At 62.5% G+C, this 18601-nt stretch carries 14 protein-coding genes; 2 read left to right on the top strand and 12 right to left on the bottom strand.

Going from position 1 to position 18601, the window contains the following annotated elements; genetic code table 11:
* Positions 1–3: 3 nt before the first annotated feature.
* Positions 4–2031 carry a conjugal transfer protein TraG gene (locus NFE57_RS15255; protein ID WP_252136454.1) on the bottom strand — a complete coding sequence of 676 codons (2028 nt, stop codon included), beginning with the start codon at positions 2029–2031 and terminating at the stop codon, positions 4–6.
* On the opposite strand from NFE57_RS15255, the gene NFE57_RS15250 reads away from it, so the two are divergent.
* Together NFE57_RS15250 and NFE57_RS15245 are read left to right on the top strand one after the other, a co-directional pair.
* On the top strand, positions 2009–2614 hold the full coding sequence (locus NFE57_RS15250) for an MbcA/ParS/Xre antitoxin family protein (RefSeq protein WP_252136453.1): 606 nt from the start codon (positions 2009–2011) through the stop codon (positions 2612–2614). The two genes, NFE57_RS15255 and NFE57_RS15250, sit on opposite strands and share 23 nt — an antisense overlap.
* Positions 2592–3335, top strand: coding sequence for an RES family NAD+ phosphorylase (locus NFE57_RS15245; protein WP_252136452.1), 744 nt, complete (start codon positions 2592–2594; stop codon positions 3333–3335). Before NFE57_RS15250 ends, NFE57_RS15245 begins: the two co-directional genes overlap by 23 nt.
* Here NFE57_RS15245 and NFE57_RS15240 read toward each other — a convergent pair whose 3' ends face one another.
* The 11 genes from NFE57_RS15240 to NFE57_RS16805 all read right to left on the bottom strand — a co-directional run bounded on the left by NFE57_RS15240 (position 3336) and on the right by NFE57_RS16805 (position 18112).
* Positions 3336–4247 carry a nucleotidyltransferase and HEPN domain-containing protein gene (locus tag NFE57_RS15240; RefSeq protein WP_252136451.1) on the bottom strand — a complete coding sequence of 304 codons (912 nt, stop codon included), beginning with the start codon at positions 4245–4247 and terminating at the stop codon, positions 3336–3338.
* Between the two features lie 730 nt (positions 4248–4977).
* Positions 4978–6090: an ABC transporter permease gene (locus NFE57_RS15235; protein WP_252136450.1), complete on the bottom strand. Its 1113-nt coding sequence runs from the start codon at positions 6088–6090 to the stop codon at positions 4978–4980.
* Entirely contained in the window at positions 6087–7253 is a 1167-nt protein-coding gene (locus NFE57_RS15230) for an ABC transporter permease (RefSeq protein WP_252136449.1), read from the bottom strand. The genes NFE57_RS15235 and NFE57_RS15230 overlap by 4 nt, the downstream gene beginning before the upstream one ends.
* 4 nt (positions 7254–7257) lie before the next feature.
* Complete coding sequence (locus tag NFE57_RS15225) at positions 7258–8220, bottom strand: HlyD family secretion protein (RefSeq protein WP_252136448.1); 963 nt, start codon at positions 8218–8220, stop codon at positions 7258–7260.
* 110 nt (positions 8221–8330) lie between these two features.
* Complete coding sequence (locus NFE57_RS15220) at positions 8331–9692, bottom strand: TolC family protein (RefSeq protein WP_252136447.1); 1362 nt, start codon at positions 9690–9692, stop codon at positions 8331–8333.
* A 535-nt stretch (positions 9693–10227) separates the two neighbouring features.
* Positions 10228–11760, bottom strand: a complete 1533-nt coding sequence (locus tag NFE57_RS15215; protein WP_252136446.1) for a hypothetical protein — start codon at positions 11758–11760, stop codon at positions 10228–10230.
* A gap of 324 nt (positions 11761–12084) precedes the next feature.
* A complete protein-coding gene (locus NFE57_RS15210) occupies positions 12085–14127 on the bottom strand; it encodes an AAA family ATPase (protein ID WP_252136445.1) in 2043 nt (680 codons plus the stop codon).
* Positions 14127–14606: a hypothetical protein gene (locus NFE57_RS15205; RefSeq protein ID WP_252136444.1), complete on the bottom strand. Its 480-nt coding sequence runs from the start codon at positions 14604–14606 to the stop codon at positions 14127–14129. The genes NFE57_RS15210 and NFE57_RS15205 overlap by 1 nt, the downstream gene beginning before the upstream one ends.
* A gap of 1 nt (position 14607) precedes the next feature.
* A complete protein-coding gene (locus NFE57_RS15200; protein WP_252136443.1) occupies positions 14608–15510 on the bottom strand; it encodes a hypothetical protein in 903 nt (300 codons plus the stop codon).
* 171 nt (positions 15511–15681) lie between these two features.
* Positions 15682–16527: an HNH endonuclease gene (locus NFE57_RS15195; protein ID WP_252136442.1), complete on the bottom strand. Its 846-nt coding sequence runs from the start codon at positions 16525–16527 to the stop codon at positions 15682–15684.
* A 1-nt stretch (position 16528) separates the two neighbouring features.
* Positions 16529–18112 carry an AAA family ATPase gene (locus tag NFE57_RS16805; protein WP_252136441.1) on the bottom strand — a complete coding sequence of 528 codons (1584 nt, stop codon included), beginning with the start codon at positions 18110–18112 and terminating at the stop codon, positions 16529–16531.
* Between the last annotated feature and the right edge of the window lie 489 nt (positions 18113–18601).

Below are 18601 nucleotides of genomic sequence, written 5' to 3'. Positions count from 1 at the left end.
GCCTCAGATCCCCGGCAGCAGGTCACGCCCGCTGCTCTCGTTGAGACCGTATCCGCGCGCGAGCGATCCCAGCCCGCGCGCCTGATCCATGGCGCGCTGGTCGACAGCGGGATCGCCCTCGTCGTCGCCCGGCGCGGCCGGCTGCGACGGATTGGGATCGACGATCTCGACGCGTCGCTCCTCGGCGAGCGCAGGATGGCGCTCCTGCTGACGGCCGCCATCCTCGTCCTCGCGGGCCATGTCGGCTTGCTGGGCGAGTCGGGCATCGCGGTGCCGGACGACGCTGCCCCAGTCGTCCGACCGGGCCTTGGGCGTGTCGGCGTAGCGACCGTCGCTCAGCGTCGGTGCGGGCACCTTGCGCGCGATGAAATTGCCATCCTCGAAATAGCGCAGCTTGGTCGCGCGGATCGGCGCGAGCCCCGAGATCAGCACCAGCTCGTCGGTTGCCGGCAATTGCATGACCTCGCCCGGCGTCAACAGCGCGCGCGCGGTTTCCTGCCGGCTGACCATGACGTGCGCGAGCCAGGGCGCGAGCCGGTGCCCGGCATAATTGCGCATCGCGCGCTGCTCGGTCGCGGTGCCGAGCGCGTCGGAGATGCGCTTGGCGGTGCGCTCGTCGTTGGTCGCGAACGCGACGCGGACGTGACAATTGTCGAGGATCGAATTGTGCTCGCCGTACGCCTTCTCGATCTGGTTGAGGCTCTGCGCGATCAGGAAGGCGCGGATGCCGTAGCCCGCCATGAAGGCGAGGCTCGTCTCGAAGAAATCGAGACGCCCGAGCGCGGGGAATTCGTCGAGCATCATCAACAGCTGGTGGCGCCGCGCCGCGCTGCCGGGGGCGTCGAGATGTTCGGTCAGCCGGCGGCCGACCTGGTTGAGGACCAGACGGATCAGCGGCTTGGTGCGGCTGATGTCCGACGGGGGAATGACGAGATAGAGCGACAAGGGCCGGCCGCCCTCGATGAGATCGGCGATCCGCCAGTCGCAGCGCGACGTGACCTCGGCGACGGTCGGGTCCCGGTAGAGCCCGAGGAACGACATCGCGGTCGACAGAACACCCGAACGTTCGTTCTCGCTCTTGTTGAGCAGTTCGCGCGCGGCCGAGGCGACGACCGGATGGACGAGAGGGTTGTCGCGATCGCCGAGATGGTTGGTCTCCATCATCCGCCGCAGCGTCGTGACGAAACTGCGCTGCGGATCGGACAGGAAGGTCGCGACCCGCGACAGCGTCTTCTCTTCCTCGGCGTAGAGAATATGCAGGATCGCGCCGACGAGCAGCGAATGGCTGGTCTTCTCCCAATGGTTGCGGCGTTCGAGCGCGCCTTCGGGGTCGACCAGGATATCGGCGATGTTCTGGACGTCGCGCACCTCGTTGGCGCCGCGCCGAACCTCGAGCAGCGGATTGTAGTGCGCCGAGCGCGGATCGGTTGGGTTGAACAGCAGGCAGTACGAGAAGCGCGACCGCCATCCCGCGGTCAGCGTCCAGTTCTCGCCCTTGATGTCGTGAATGACGGCCGAGCCAGTCCAGGACAGCAGGGTCGGCACGACCAGGCCGACACCCTTGCCCGAGCGGGTCGGCGCGAACGCCATCACGTGTTCGGGACCGGCATGGCGCAGATAGCGGCCGCCCAAACGCCCCAGCAGCACGCCGGCATCGGCGTGGAGCCCGGCCTGCGCGATCTCGCGCTCGGTGGCCCACCGCGCCGAGCCGTAGGTCGTGACGTTGCGCGACTGGCGCGCGCGCCATAGCGAGCCGAAAATCGCCGCCCCGCACCCGACGAACCCGCTCGCCGCGGCGAGCGCGCCCGCTTTGTCGAAGACGTGTTCGGCATAGGCGCCGAAATGATACCACCAGGCGAACAGCGCCCAGGGACGATAGAGCGGCAGTCCGCCGACTACGACCCAGGGAGACCCCAGCTCGGGCTGATAGGCGAGCATGGCGGCGGCCCATTGGGTCGCAGCCCATACGCCCGCGAACACGATCGCGAAGACGACAAGGATCTGACCGATGAGCAATTTGGTGGGCGTCATGATGGCGTGCTCCCCGCCGGGCACGTCCATCGTCCCGGCGCCCGCAAAATCGCCGCCCGCCGTCCAAATTCGAATGGTGCTGTTGGGTGAAAATGCGCCGACTTTCGCTCGCTTTGTCGATCCGACGATCGACAACGCTCGTCTTGGCAAATCTTCAAATCGTTCCTATAATCGATCTGTAGTAATTTCATTCCTGAGAGCGATGATGGCGACAACGCAGACACGGCAATCCAGTAACGAGAATCGGGTCCTGACCGCAGCGGTGTCCCAGGTCGCGGCGTGCTGGGGACTGACAAACGAACAGCTCGGCGCCGTCCTCGGCGTATCACCGGCGACAGCCTCCCGGCTCAAATCGGGCGGGTTCGAGCTCGACCGGTCGAGCAAGGCGTTCGAACTGGCCCAGTATCTGGTCCGACTCTTCCGCAGCCTCGACGCGCTGATGGGAAGCGACGACGTCGCCTCCAGTTCGTGGCTGCGCAGCCCCAATCTCGATCTCGACGGGCGTCCGATCGACCTGATCCGCTCAATCCGGGGACTCGGCGCCGTCACGAATTACGTCGATGACTTCCGCGCGCAGGTCTGACCCCGTCCCGACACCTGCCAACTTTCGCCGCTACGCCGGCACGATCTGGCGGCTGGTCGAGGCACAACACCGCATCTCGACCAATCGCCTCGCGGCCAGCGCGGAAGACCAAGCAATTCTCGAGCAACTGGTCGACGAGGTGAAACCCGCCGTGCCAGTCGCGGCACGCGGCCTTCACTATCTGCTCGCAACGCCATTTCGCTACGGTTACGCAAAGGCCTCCCGGTTCCGGCGCGCCAGCGAACGGCCCGGCATCTTCTATGCCTCGGAGCATGTTTCGACGGCGGTCGCGGAAACCGCTTACTGGCGGCTGCTATTCTTCTCGCGCTCGCCGGGATTCGTGCCGCCGACGACAGTGGTCGAACATTCCGCATTTACGATCGCGATTACCGTTGAGCGCGCTTTGGACCTGACGGCGCGCCCCTTCGACGCGTACGCGGCCGCCTGGACGAACCCCGATGACTACACCTCGTGTCAGAGTTTCGCCGATGCGGCGCGCGGTATCGACGCCCAGTTGATACGATACGCCTCGGTTCGCGATCCCGATCACCGCGCAAACATCGCGCTGCTCGACCCGGCCTGTTTTGCCGCGACCATGCCGCGATCCGAACAGACGTGGCATTTTCGCTACGAAGGTGGCCGCCTGACGGCATTCGCGGCCTTCCCATCGAGCGAACGCTATACCTTCAATTTTCAACAATTCGGCTTGCCGCTGCCCTGATCAGCTCGTCAAACCTGCGGCCTCGCGCAGCTGCTCGACCCGCTCGCGCGAAACCTGCTCGACGATATCGCGAAGACGACGAACCGACGCCAGGATCGCGTCGAGATCATCAGCGCCGACCTCGTAGGATGAGGAGTAGCGGGCTTCGACATAAGCACGCTTCAGCAGTTCGAAACGGCGACGATCGAGGCGCAAATCGCGCGGCCACGCCTCGATCAGGCGCGACTCGCTATCCTCAGCGAGAGAACGAAGAAACTTGATGTTATGGGATCGCGGAAAGTAGAGCGTTCGGATCAACAAGAAGCAAACGTATGCCCGCTCTGATGCTTGATGTAGCGTAAATGCGGCATCCTTCCACTTCCCCTTATCAATACAGAATTCTGCGATTTCGATCGCGTCATCAACTCTTTCGATCCAATCGGAGAAATAGTTGTTCGCCATTTCGTAAGCATCGACTGGTGTGAGCGGCATCGGTGTAGCGAGTGGATGACACGGCAGGTCATAGAGCACGATGCCATCACGTGCGATGTCGACCCAGAAATACTCTCCACGGCCAAGCGCCTGATTCACTTCGTCGAGCGAATGCACGACGATGTTGACCGGACGGTCGATCGAGGCATCACGAAGAATCTTATCCTCGGCGACATACCAGTAATGCTCGATGTCCGTCAGATCGCGATGGCTGACGATAACGAGCAGGTCGAAATCCGATTGATATCCGTTCTCCGGCTCGTCCACCCAATCGCTCCGGGCATAGCTGCCGAACAGGATGATCTTGTAAATCTTGCCGTTCTTGCGCGACGCTGATGTCGCGCGTGAGATTGCCTTAGCAAACTCGGCGTGAAGCACCTCCTGGACGCGAGCCAGTTCGTCGCGTTGAATTTCCGGCAAATGGTCGATGTCATTCTTCATCGGTCTGGATTCTCCCCGCTCGCCTCTGAGTTGGCAAGGAGAAATGGCCCGATTTTCGGCTTGGCTTCTCTGGCGAAACCCTCCGGAATAGATCGCGGCAGCTCTATAAGAAGGTTCGGCGGCCGGACTGCTGATGTGTACGTGGGCTTTCGGTCACATGATGCCAGCCCGGGTTATAAAGCATGTTCTCACCGCTTGGTGTCGTCAGACGCCTGTCGCGACCGCTTCGCGCGCCGATCCCTGTCGTTGGAGAACGTTCTTCAATCGGCGGAAAGCTGACACCAGTTTGCTAACTTTGGTACGGCCGCAATGTTGGACTGTCCGGAACGGCGGCTTCCGAAACGTGAGGGACGATAAGCTGCCGTTCCCGCTGATCGATGCCAGCGCCAGCAACGCGCCCGGTTAAGTCATTCCCCAAGGGGCGTGGGAACGTCAGCTCCTGCCAAAACCGGCCGCCCAGGTTTCGTAAAATTGTCGGGTTGCAGAACGTCCAATTGGTGACATTCAATTTCTGAAGGCATGCTCTCGGAACCATTCATGCAGGGGGGAGGAATTGCGCGTTGCGCGCTCACGGGTGGGACCGAAACCACTGAGCGACCGTCAATTCCCAAGTGGGGGGAAGAGGCCGTGAACCGACAGCCGTAGGGCGCCCCTCGTCCGCCCGTGAAGTTTAAAATCGGTCGTGAGATGTGAATGGCTGGCGACCGCGCGGGCAGGCGCAGTCGGCGGGCTATGTCACTCCGCAAGGCCGGGGTCGATAGCGCGATACGGCGATCGCACCGTAAAAGATGGTGAGCAGCGCGAGATTGCTCAACGCACTTCGCTGCTCGACCAGCGTTGCGCCCATCTGATTGACACCAACCATCAGTTGGATTCCCGGCGTCGTCGGCAGGAGGCGCGCCAGCAATGCTAGCCAGTGCGGCGTCGCTTCGCTTGGCCAGGACAGACCGGACAGGAAGAAGATCGGGACCGAGGTGACGATCCACAACTGGAGCGGGCGTTCACGCGTGCGGAAAAAGCTGGCGAGGGCCAGTGCGCCGGCGACCGTTGCGGATAGGAACAGCGCTGCGGACACGACCAGCGTCAGTGGATCGGCGGCGGCGCGCGGATAATCCTGAAACCAGAAAACGAAACCGGTGAAATAGGCGATGTCCGCGAAGCCGATGACAAAAAAGGCGAGCGCGATGCCGAGCAGGGTGCGCGGCGCGAAACTGGGTGGCCCCTGGCGCTCACGCATCGTTGCGGCAAGCATGGTGAGCCCCATCAGCAAGGTCTGCTGGATGATGAGAAAGGCAACGCCGGGAAAGATCGTGCTGCCATAGCCCTCGCGCGTGTTGAACAAGGGGCGCGGGATCATCGCCAGCGGGGCAGCGGCCGGCGCGCCGCTGGCCATCGCCTGCGCAACCGCGGCATCGCGCCCGATCGCCCCCAGCGCCGCACCGATACCGGCAAGCGCGGTCGAACTGCGCAGCAGATAGGCGCCGTTGCCATAGAGCGCGACGGTCCCCTGATCGCCGGACAGGATGCGCTGTTCAAAGCCCTGCGGAATCACCACGATCGCGCTGACCCGCCGTTCCTCCAGCCAGCGCAGCGCGACGACGGGGGACGGCAGCCGCGCGACCACTTCGGCCTGTTGTAACGCGCCGATCCGCGCCTCCAGCGATCGGCTGGTGGCGCTATGATCCAGATCGACCACCGCCACCGGCATCCGCACGGGCACCTCGCCCGAATAAGCGGTGGGGTAGAAGAAGGAATACAGCAGGCACGAGCCGATCAGCAGCACCAGTACCGAGCTATCGGCAAAGATCGCGCGGAAAGTGGCGAAAAAGGCGCGGCCGATCATCGCCGCCCCCAGCTCTGCGGTCGGCGTGACGCCGCCAGGTAAAGCGGCAGCCCGATGCCTGTACCCACGATCAGAAAGGCGAGCAGGACAAGCAGTTGGCCGGCCGATTGCATCGCGGGCGCCCCCATGCTCCATTGTTCGGACAGCAGCTTGGCAAAGGCGGAATAGGGCAGGATCGCGCTCCAGATCCGGGCGAGGCTGGAGGCGGATTCGATCGGAAAGATCGCGCCCGCAAAGGCGAAGGAAGCGCCCGCGTAAAGCCCGGCGATCGATAACGTCCTGCCCATCGACAAGGTGAGCCCGACGATCAGCAAGGTCACGCCGATATAAGCGAGGTACATCGCGACATAGCCGCCGAACAGCAGCGTCACGCTGCCGGCGACGGGCCAGCCGCGCAGCCCGGCGAGATAGCCGGTCGCCAGCAATCCCCAGCCGGTGAAGACGGCTAGATAGGGCGTCAATTTGCCCGCCACCGCTGCGATCGCGCCTCGTCGATCCTCACCGCCGATCCATGCGCCGATCGTGCCGTCGCGCAATTCGCGGCCCAGTGCGCTCGTGACGGCGACCATGAAGATCAGGTGCAGCAGCGCGGGGTGGATCAGCGCCACGAGTTGCAGCTCGTAGCTGCCCTGTGGATTGAACAGGATGGTGCTCTGCGCGGCAACCGGTGGCCGGCGCACCTGGCCGGGCCCGGCCAGCGCGGCAGTCTGCTCGGCGGCGAGCGTTGCGGTATAGGCTTGCACGACCGCGCCGATCTCGCGCAGGGCCGCCCCCGACGCGGTCGAATAGCTGGCGTTGTAAAAGCTGGTGACGCTGCCCGTCGTCCCGCGCAGCACCGCGCGTTCGGTATCCGCCGGGATCAGTACGACCGCATAGGCGCGGTTGGAGCGCACGAGCCGTTCAGCCGCCCGCATGTCCGGGACTTGCGCCACGACGCGCAGCCCCGGTGCCGCATCGAGCCGGCGGGTCAATTCGCGCGCGATGGCCGTGCCGTCCTGATCGACCACCGCGATCGGCAGGTCGCGCATCACACCTGCGGAAAACTGGATGGCCACCAACGCCATCAACAGCAACGGGATCCAGGTCAGCAGCGCGCGATCCCAGAAACTGGCGGCAAGGAAACACCCTTCCCGGCGCAGTGCGCTGCCGAAGGCCCTCCCCACCTTGCTATGCCGGCCAGTCGAACAGCACGGTCATCCCCGGCCGCAGCGTCGCGATGGGCGCGACGGGCACAACGCGAACCTCAAAGCTCTTGATATCGAAACCGCTCGATTGCCGCGTCGCCCGCCAGGTCGCAAAGTCACCTGCCGGCGCCGTATAGATCACGCGGAAGCGGGCTCGCCGATTACCGAGCGCGGGGATCGTGCCGTCCAATTCCTTGCCGCGCGCGAGACCGTGGAGCTGATCCTCGCGCACGTTCAACGTCACCCATGGGTGCGCGGTATCGGTGAGCGTGAACACCGGGAAACCCTGCGGCACCAGTTCGCCGGGCTGGGCAAGCCGCTTGCCGATTTCGCCATCCGCCGGCGCAATGACGCGGGTTTCGTCGGCGGCTGCTTGCACCTCCGCCACCGCGCCGCGCGCCTGCTGCACCTGGCCGCTCGCCGCCCTTTTGTCCTGCAACCGCGCGCCGGCAAGCGCGAGATCATATTGCGCGCGCGCCGCCTTGGCCTGTTCGGCGGAGGCCACGGCATTGGTGCGCGCCTCGTCCGCCTTCTGACCCGCAAGCACACCCTGTTCATAGAGCCGCTGGGTCCGCGCATAGGTGGTCTGGGCAAGCTCGGCGGCGGCCTGTGCACGGCGCCACTGTGCCTCCGCCGCACGGATATCCTCCGGCCGCGCACCCTCGTCTGCCTTGTTTTCCACCGCCTGTGCCGCCGCGAGCGCGCCGCCCGCCTGTTCGGACTTGGCGGCCACTTCGGGGCTGGCGATCGTGTAGAGCAACTGCCCCGCCTTCACCGGCTGGCCCTCCTCGACATGGAAGGCGGCGATCCGGCCGGTTACCTTGCTGCTGATCCGAAGTGTACGCGCATCGACCATGCCTTGAAGCTGATCGGGCACGGGGCGATAGCTGAGCCACAGGCCAAGCGCGAGCAGTGCCGCAACGACGAGCACTGCGATGATCGCCATTGGCGGGCGGCGCGTGGTGGGCGCGGGCGGGGGCGGGTCAGCGGAGTCTTGCGCGTCCGATGGTGCCGGTGCGTCAGTAGGCAGCGGCGCGTCTTCGCGCGTGGTGTCAGTCATGGGATCACCTTGTCGGCGCGTGCGAGATAGTCCGGCATCTGGTCGATCTGTCCGCTCAGGCTGAGCAACTGGGCGAGCGCCTGAACATAGTCATTTGCCGCCTGCGCGCGCTGAATGCGGGCCCGGCCGCGTCCGAGCTGCGCGTCGATCACGTCGAGCGACGTCGCCTGCTGCTCGCGATAGGACAAGGTCTGGAGGCGCACATTCTCGTCCGCAGCGACCTGCGCGCTGTCAAGCAGCAGGAAACGCTTACGCGCCGCCTCCACGTCGTTCCACGCCTTGGTCACGCCAATATCGAGTTGGGTGCGCGCCTCGCGCAGCCCGGCATCGGCCTGCGCCACCGTCGCGCGCGCGGCCTCCACCTGCTGCTGCCGGCCCGCACCGGAGATGAGCTTGTATTTCAAGCCGATGCCAATCGACCAGTCGGGGTCGGTGAGCAGTGAATTGCGGCGGTCGAAATTATATTGCCCGAAGCCGTAGAGGGTCGGCCGGAGCTTCGATTGCTGGATATTCACCCCGGCGGCCGCCTGATCCTCCAGCGCCTGCATTCGGGCGATCTGGGGGTGCATCTCGGCGGCGGCCTTGAATGTGGCGAGCGGCGCCAGCGGGCGCGAATCGACGCCGAGCGGGCTGATCGGGCGCACCCCCGCCGGCGCTCGCAGCAATCCTGCGAGCGCGGCATTGGCGGTGGCAAGGTCAGCGATCGCCTGTTCATAGGCGCGCGCCGCATCGTCGCGGGCGACCTCTGCCTGCAAGCGTTGCGCGCGGCTGATGAAGCGCGCCTGTTCGAGCTTAACCGCATCGGCGACATGGCGGTCTAGGCCTTCGAGCACATCGCGGCGAATGCCAAGCGCGCGCTCGGCAAGCTGTTGCCCATAATAGGCATGGACAAGCTGGACGAGCGCATTGTCGATTGCGATGTCCCGATCCGCTTTCGCCTGCGCGACCTGGGCGCGGGCACCGGCCTGCGTGCCGCTGATCTGCCCGCCAGCGTAGAGCGGCATCGTGGCCGTGATGATCGGCCGCGTGCTGGTGCGTTCCTGGCGGAACTTCAGCGGATCGCGGATGCCGAAGGATTCGGCGACGGGCGCCAGCGAGCCGAGCGGCAGATAGAGCGTTTTCTGATATTGCAGCAGTTGCGCCTCGACATCGACATCGGGGCGGCCGAGCGTCCGCGTCGCCCCCTCCTGTGCCTCCTTGCCGCGCAGATTTGCAGCAGAAGCCTCGATTGCGTCGGAGCGATGGAGCAACCGCTCTTGCGCAGCACCATAATCAAGCGGGAGCGGCAGCGCGTCCTGCGCGGACGCTGGCGAGGCAAAAGCCACAGTGCAGAGCATCGACCATGGCAAAACGCGCATCGACAGTATCTCCAGCTACGCCAGCCGGATTGATGCCGATTTTTGTCCGTGTAAAGAGTGATTTCGCATGTAGCACGCTCCGCATGACTGATATGAAATTGAAGGATTGGTGCATCTGGTGCACGCTGAGGGCATTACCCGGGTTCAGTCCGTTCTTTCTCTTTTGGAAAATGGGTTGAGGTGAAGTTCGACCTGGGCGAGAGGCGCATTTCCGAATGAATATTGAAAGATAGGCATCAGCTTCTCACGTTTTTCTGCCGCTGGCTACTGGACAGCAATCAACCAGTTTTGCTTGTTTCGGGGATGGCATCGGCAAATTGTCGCACGTCCGCTCCTGGCGAAAGCCGCCGTTCTTCGTGCACTCGTGAATGGCGGGTAAGTCCCATTGCCGACGCCAGGACCGGCATGAATGAGCGGCAGATTTCAGGAAGGCTGCACGAGTTTCCCAACGACCGCTCTGTTGGCGATCATCCTCATGTGTCGTCACTACTCGCACAACGTCACAAAATGACCCAAGCCTATACTGGGCCAGTGCCTATGCTGTCGGTAAGGCCGCCAGATCGGTAGCAGCATCGGTGAGCCCATCTAGCATGAGGATTGCATCTTCGATCAACGCGGTCACGATTGTCTGGGCTGGTTTACCATAGAGCTTCAAGCGCTTCAGGGCCTTTGTATAGCCTGATCCACGTCCATGCGCCGCACCGGTCGAGCGCAGGGACTGGATTGCCCGGAGCGTTGCGAGATCGCGTGCAGCATGGAGATAGCCGCGTCCGTCGAGAAAGCGCTGGAGCTTTCCGAGGCTGCGTTCACACGCCTCGGCCTCGCCTAACTGAGCATCGAGTGCGCCATCGTTGAGGCTGTCGACAAGAATCTTGGCAAGGCCCAGCAACTGGGCATCGAGTTCGGCGGGATTGTCGCTGGTCGGCACATGCAGCTTTGTCAAAAGATGCTCGTCTCCGGTCGCAAGCGGCCTGAACAGCGGCCAGCCATGCACATCGAGCCAGCGATTGCAGAAGCGTCGATAGGCGAATTTGAAACGATGCTCGGGCTGCTCACCATCGGCAAACTGCGCGTCGAAGCTTCGCGTCCGCGCAGTCACACTCAAACTGCCATCGGGTAGAACATTATGCGCGCGCCAATGGAGCTGTTCGGTATAGGGCAGGTCGCGTCCCAGATCGCCCAGGAATACGACCACGCGTTCCCGATGATCATCGTCCATGCGCAGTATCCAATGCGGGTCGCAGCGCACGACGCCATCGCTCACCTCGTAGCGGCCTGGATTGTGGAAATAGCGGTCGAGCACGTCCCGCCGGAAATAGACCGGTGTCAGATAGTCCGGTGCCTCGGGATTGGCGCCGAACAGATTCGCCAGCGCTTTCGGATCGGCCGAATGTTCGACCGGACAACCGAGATCGTCCTCGTGGATGATAAACGAAGTGCAGCGATCATCTTTCTCATTTCGATCGTCTGCGTGAGATCTTGGGGGTGGAGCGAGCAGCCGCTTGCCGCAGAGCCGCGAAAGAGGCTCCCGCATATCGTCGAGCGATCCAAAGCTCCAGCAGCGGTCATGCTCGCGAACGTCAGCATAGCGCTCAGCTTCCGGCAGCGGATTGGAAGCCTCTCCTTTGAGCGTCGCAACGTGGTCGAAATAGATGGCGAGATAAATCTGGCGCGCCGAAAGATATTGGAGCAACGGCCCTTTGCGGATGCGCACCTCATGTGCATCGATCTTGGCGACCACCTCGATCTCGCCGCTAGCACCATGCTGGATGAGCGCGCCATCTTCGCCCGGATAGAGGTTGAGATAAAGACGAATATCCTCAGCCAACTCGACGAAAAATAGCCCTTCCCCACACTCACGCACGATCACGATGGGTTCGACGCCTTCGTCTTGAAACCGCTCATATTCGACGCGCGCATCTGGGCCCGACGTATAGGTCACGATCGATGGACGCATGTTGTGCCAGTGGAGATCCCACGTGATATCGCCCAGCGCCTTGCCAACCTGATCGGGCGCTAGAAGGCCACTGAACCACGCTTCGTCGCCATCACAGCGATAGAGCCTCACCCAGGACTGCTCGAACAAGAAATCGATCGCCGAGCGACGGGTAGTTTGCGCAAAATATGCGAGTTGGTCTGTAGATAGGGACATGTTCGCCTAACATGAATGTACGACGACTTTTGACAAGGTGATTTAACGCTGAGGATGGCAGCTTTGTTGGCGGCTCCAGACAGAATGTAAGCTTCGATCGAAGCGGCTGTTCTCGACCAATAGTCGCCGTTCCGACGCGGTGTCGCGAACGTCCGTTCACGCCGAATCCGATTATTCAACGTCTGGACGCGGAATGGCCGACTGCTCGCGTGGCGGTTTGGGACAGACGCCGAATACCCGTCAGGAACTGGCGTCGTCCGATATCGGTGCGATCATCTTTCCATCGAACACCAGCAGTTGGCATTCGATTCCATCCAGGAACCCCTTCACTTTCGATAGATCCTCACTAGTGGCGATCAGAATCTGAGAGCGCCCATTCGCTATCCTGAACGCCTCCGACAGCAGCCCAGCGACACTAGCCTCTGCCGCCTCCTGCTGTCGGGGTTCGTCGAAAACCACAAGCCCCGGATGATTAGTCTTGCTGCCATGGGAAACGTCCAGCAGCCCGAGCTGATAGGCCCACTTGAGTCGAACGCTATCGCTGGCGGAAAGCTCGAACCCGATCTCGAAGCCCTCCTTCTCCGGCCGGTAGCTGTCGTGCGACACAGTGAGATCCTTCGCCGGGAAAGTACCGAACCCATACCTGACGAGCTGGGAGCGGATCGACGTCTCCAGCTTTGACAGCTTGCCGACGTCCTCGTCGCTCAGCCTCGCTTCCGGAAGGTCGGCGCGTTCGGCCAGCATATCCCGCCAGGCTCGTGCCTGCTCGTTCAACGCATCAAGCTGCTGCTCGAACCGCCCCATAGTGTCGCCGATGCGAACCAGTTCTTGTTCGAGACGAAGTCGTTCTTCGATGAACGCCGCAGACGCGGCATGTGACGGAGCGATCAGATCGGACTTTAGCGCGCGGAGACGTGCCGACTTACTTCTGACTTCTTCGCCCGTCGATACCAGTTCCAGATCTAGTTCGCGGATCATGGCGACCGAGCGATCGGTGAGCCGCTTGAACACCTTCCTCTGGGCGCTGAGGTATTCAATGTTGCCCTCAATAGACATCACCGACTCCAACGTCCCCTGTGGCAGAAGCGACTGATCGATCGCCTGCTCACACGTCGGACAGTGGTTGGGGTCGAGCTCGCGTGAAAGCGTGGAGCCGAAATTCTGGAGCTTTAGCGCGTCCTTGTTCTTCTGAAGGTCCTCCTCGAGCTGGGCAATCCGCTGTGCGGTCGATGCCTGCTGGACGAGTTCGGCCTGTCGATCCCGGAAAATCGTCGACCGTTCCGTGTTCAACGACATGATCTCAGCGCTGAGTGCCTCGGCCTCCGCCGCCGCGCCTTCGACGACACCTTCCACCTCGGGGATGGATTCCTTCTCGAGCCTCTCAAGCTGCTCTGCCAGAGCCGCGATGCGCGTCTGCAAGCGCAGCCATTCGCCGTTCTTCTGGTATTCCAGATAGGCGTTTTCGACATCGCTTCCCAACGCGGTCGGCGCCATCGGCAGGCGTGCGGTTCTGAAGCCCGATGCCGTGGCAAGCGCAACGATTGCATCCACAGATTTGGCCCAATCGGTCCTTGCCGCGCCCATGCGCAGTTCGAGGTCCTGTCGCCTAAGCTCCATGTCGTGGGTATCGAAATCCATCAGGAACTCGACGCTTCGCCGGTGGACTTCTCGTATCCTGAACTGAGTCGGTATCGCGCCGGGTATCGCGGTCCAACCCACCTTCTGCTCGACGAAGAACAGTGGGAACAGGGTTTCGACGTAGAGCGGGCAGTCGCCGCCATCGAACCTCTTCACCGTCGGCAGGTTCCAGCTCATGAACTCAGCCAGGAGCCGGTGGAAGCCAGCCTCCCGCTGAGCGCCGCCAGCATCCATCACGAAGCAATCGCGGCGGGCATAGTCGCCGGGGCCTTCGGTTAGCTCCGGGCCACCAATGACACTTATCAGCCGCCGGTCACCTTCGGCGATTACGTTGCGCCGCACCGTCATTATCTGACCACTGGCGTTCTCAATTTCTACGGCGACGTATGACTCGAGAATTTTATGCTCGACCCCGTTGGCCGGATTCTGGACGTATTCCCGCATCGCGTAGGAGAGAGGGATCTCCCGCCTCGGGCTGAGCATTTGCTCAAGACCTAAAGCATAGAGAAACGCGTGGAGGACGGTCGATTTGCCGGACGTGTTCGGCGCGTGGAGAACGGTCAGTCCGCCGTCGAGCCTGACGTCAGTTCCGTATAGACCGCCAGTCGTTTCAGCGCGCAACCTGATATGCCTAATGCGGAGCATCAGAACGCTTCCATCTTCATTATCCGCTCCACCACCTGCTCCGTCGTCAGCTTGCCGACGTCATCGAGAAACGAAGCTTCATCCTCGAGCAGCTTCTCCTTCCGGATCGCCGCCACCGCCTTCTTGCCTTCGTCGGACAGCGCTAGGGCCTTGCCGTCTCGAACGTGCACCAGCCCGGTGGCGGCGGCGAACGCCGCTGCCCGGTTTACCCAAGGCTCGATGCGGACCGAAAGGTCAACCGGCCCCCTACGCCTCGCAAGGACCTCACGCATCTGCTGTCGCGATTCAGCCGTGCGGCTCAAATGGGCGAGGAAATGAACCTTCTGCAGACTGCAACGCTGCCCGCGTGATGACGCGAGAACGAGCAGCAGCAGCGAGATGCCCCAACCAAGGCGCAGGTCGCCTGGGATCGGCTCGGGACGCTGTGTCACCGAGAACTCGCCGGTCAGCTTCGACCGGATGCGATTGGCCTCTTCCATATCAGTCGAGCTTCAACGGGCAGCGCATGAGCCAATCGCTCACGGCCCCGAGCGCGATCGTGTCGGCCGTGCCGGGATCGAGGTTTGGAACTGCAGCCAGTATCGCGGTCTTCAGCGAGTCAATCTCGGCGTCCAAGGGGTCACCGACAAGCCTGCGCGATCCGAGCCGCAGTCGCCTCAACCTTTCCGAGATCAGGCGCACAACGTTCTCATAGGCGTCCGGTGCCATGGAACGCAGCGCGTCCTTCGCATTCTCCGATTGAACAAACACGCGGAGCAGATCATCGACGACGTCCTCCAACTCGCCGGAGTCCGACACACGCTTCACCATTTTAGTGCGAAGATTGTCAGCGAGCCTCTGATCCCCGTCGGATACTGTCGCAACGTCTTCGTCGGTGGGCTCCGGCACTATTGGGCGGATGCGCTTCCGCAGAAGCATCCTGTGATTCCAGGTTTCGGCGTCGAAGGTCTCCCGATCTTGAATGATGATCTGGAAGTCACCATCGACATACGGCAGATTCTTCGCCCTGACCTCAGCCGCCTTCTTCGCCGCGTGCTCGACTACCGCTTTGCTGTCGTGCAGCGGCACGGCTAGTATCCAGCGCTTGATTTTCTGGCCCGTCAGGATTGCGGCCGCACCGCCGTTCGGATCGCAGAATTTCTTGATGTCGGTCGTGATCTTCGACTTCTGCTTGTCCGCACGGACCGCAACGTCGACCGGCTCCTGGACGGCGTAGCACTGATACACGAGCTGCTCGTGCAGGCAGATGAAGTCGAGTCCGCAATCACCGAGATGCTTTGCAGGCACCTTCTGAACGTTGTGCGCGCCGTGTTCCGCCTGAAGGAGGTGAAGGACATGGCCTTCCCACTCGTCGCCGCCCCATATGTCGGATTCGCCAGCCAAACCCCTAGTAGTCCCCGCCCCATGAAAATGCGTGGTCCAGCAGGCGCTGTTCGACGATCCAGAATACTCGGTTATCCAATGAAGCCTTCCCCCGAACACAGATTTAACTCAGCATATTAGATACGCAACCGCCGATTGTCGGCTCCTAACATTTGTGGTGGCCACCTGATATCATTGCGGGATTTGAAGATACCCGCCACCGATGAACCACGGGTTGGCAGCCAGCGTCTGAAACATGACGTGTTGCCAGCAATTTAGCCGAGAGGCGTATCGCGCCTGCTCTTCGGCGAGATAGGCCTGCACGCCGGCTGCTCCCTTGGTTGCCGCGATCCTGGTGAGATGATCGCGCAAGGGAATGAGATCATCATTCGCGTTCGAGGTGTAGCTCACGCCGAGTTTGACGACATCGAAGTGCTGTTTTGCACGGAGCCGCGCGACCTGCGGCCAGTGCGCCGGCGCATTGACGTGATACACGAGAACGGGCGGCCCAGCGACATCGAGCTGGGCGAATATCCACTGCTGCTGTGTGTAGTCGTCATAATATGGGTGGAGGGTCTGCTCTTCCGCGCAGGTCGGGAAGCGCGCCCGCTTGGCGTTGTTGCAGAAGTCGCAAGCCGGAACGAGGTTGAAGGGGCAGACTGACAGATTGGGATAGCGCGCCTTTGGGAGATGGTGGTCGAGCACTGTGACCGTGCCGATGCCGCAAAGCGGGCATTTGCCATTGGGCGCGGCGTTACGAAGCGCGCTGTAGATCACGCGCGCCGCGCCGTTCGTAGCGCTCATCTGTTTTGAATAGAGCGCTTCGAGCTCAGGCCGGGTGACGGCGCCGACATTCGGCGCGCGCACAACCTGATGCAGGCTTTGAACACGGGCGAGTTGGTCGTAACTGGCGGCGTCCGCAACGAGCTGTGCCGTGATCGCTTGCAGACGAAGCCGCAGGGCCGGATCGGCAACGCCGCCGATACAGGTTGCCAGCACATCGGCCGCCGACTGCGGCGGCATCGGGAGCGTGCGCATCCTATTCGTCGCCCTCGGGCGGGGGCTGGTCGGGTAGGACGAGACTGAGTGCCCGCGCGAGCGCCCGGCCCTCGGCTCCGAGCTGGCCGTCGAACAGCGCCAAGATCTGCTCGTAGGTGCGGCCCTCGGCTCGATCGGCGATCAGCTTATGAAATCCGGTCTGCGTCACCTCCAGCCCGAACACCTCGCGGGTCAGCGTGCCGGCATTTTCGCCGAAGGTTTCGTGCTCGGGGCGATCGGCGCGAGCTTCGCGGCCGACGCGGCTCAGCTTCCAGGCACAGGATTTCGGGACCTCTTGCAGCACGACCGGCGAATGCGTGGCGATGATCGCGACGCCATTGCGGTTGATCAGCAAGTCCGACAACGCGCGTACGAACGCCGACAGCAATGGCGGGTGAAGATGGCTCTCGGGCTCATCAATCAAGACGAGCGATTTCTCTTCGACCAGCTCAACTAGGCGGGTCATCGAAAGGAGCACAACGGCATGGCCCGAGCTCATCCGCCGAAACAGGCTGCGTGCCAGCTGTTCGAGATCTGGCCCCTGATAATCGGCGAGCGCAGAGACGTTCGCCTCGGCAAACAGAGGATCGGCTTCCAGCGTCCGCAGGGCGTTTTCCCAGCGGCGTCGCCGGACGCCTTCGCGGCAGGCGAGCATGCTCTTGGCAAATTCGTACGCCAGTTCGTGGCCGTCCTTAACGCGCGGACCGCGCGGCATCGCGACCGGCAAGCCGGTCTGCGGGGCTTCGTGCGTGACCAGTCCGACATAAGCGTAACGCTTTTCGCCACTGCTGGCGCCGCCCAGCGGGCCGGTGGAATCGAAAGCGCTGAACGACACCGTGACCAAACCTGCGAAGCCGGGATCGGCGTCCAGGTCTTCGATCCCCCAGGGATTGGCGGCGCGGTTGCGCAGCTGCCCGACGGACTGTTGCGGATCGTCCGCCGGCATTCCCAGGAATGCGCGAGCCAGGAAGTCGAAGCAGCGGGTCTTGCCGACGCCGTTGCGGCCGATCAGCACATGGATGTTGGTCGCCGGCAGCGAGTTCGGCGTCACCGCAAAGCTAAGGACGGGCGGCGGCGTTAGCGCCTGAGGATCGGGCGGAAAAAGATAGTCGAAGCTGTAGGGCGACAGCGCGACCTGGCCGTGGGCAAGGCGATTGAAGCGCTCGCGAACCCGCGACATTTCGATATCGCGCAGAAGCGAACTTTGAAGTACGGGCTCGTTGGCGTTGGCGTCGAGGATGGCCGGCGTGAACGCGCAGTCGCGCATTGCGGTCAGAAAGCCGGTGCGCACGTCATCGCCGAGCGAGATCAGCGTCTCGTAATAATTCTCGCCCTGGCCGACCGAGAAATAGGTTGCGTCCAAGGCGTCGAAGACCGGCGGCAAGTCGGTGCTGCCTTGGTCCTCAGTCATGCCTTGGCGCGCGATTTTCACGCTTCCCAATTCGACAATCGAGCCGTCGGGCAGGATCGCGCGCATCGCGTAGAGCGTGTACCATTTGAACCAGTCGTTCCAATTGTCCTTGATCAACTGGAAGGTCGGTATGCCCTGGTAAGCAGGTTGCTGAGTTCCGACAAAGAATTTCACGGTGTTCGATCATCCCCCAACAGACGCCGCGTTTCTATACTGTTTCGCCCGCGCCCGAAACGATTGGTTGTCTCAGAGGTTCTCCGTGGCGGACTCGAGCCATCCGGTCGGCGGGCGGACCATCGCAAAGGGTTTGCGACTATCGGATATTGAAGGCTAGCCGATCGCGCAGATGCCAGGTCTCGCGAAAAGCCGACATTTGGCGATGCGACGGGAATGACGGCTTTGTCCCAGGCCACGTCACTTCGATGCGTCGACCGTTCGATGAATGGAGGACCGCTTTTGACGAGTTCGTCAGGGCTTGGAAACGGTAGCAATGCTGGCGGACCCGGAATCCAACACCGACGCATTCGAATGTCAGCTAGGATCAGGACCTATTAAATCTCTTGCCGGGAAGGCGATTGGTTGATTCAATGGCGGCGTGAGGAGGCGTTGCCATGAATGATCTGATCTGGCTTTCGGATGCGCAGATGCGGCGGATCGAGCCAT

The organism is Hephaestia sp. MAHUQ-44, from assembly GCF_023806085.1.
Taxonomy (GTDB): domain Bacteria; phylum Pseudomonadota; class Alphaproteobacteria; order Sphingomonadales; family Sphingomonadaceae; genus Sphingomonas.
This window is presented reverse-complemented; position numbering and strand designations above follow the sequence as displayed.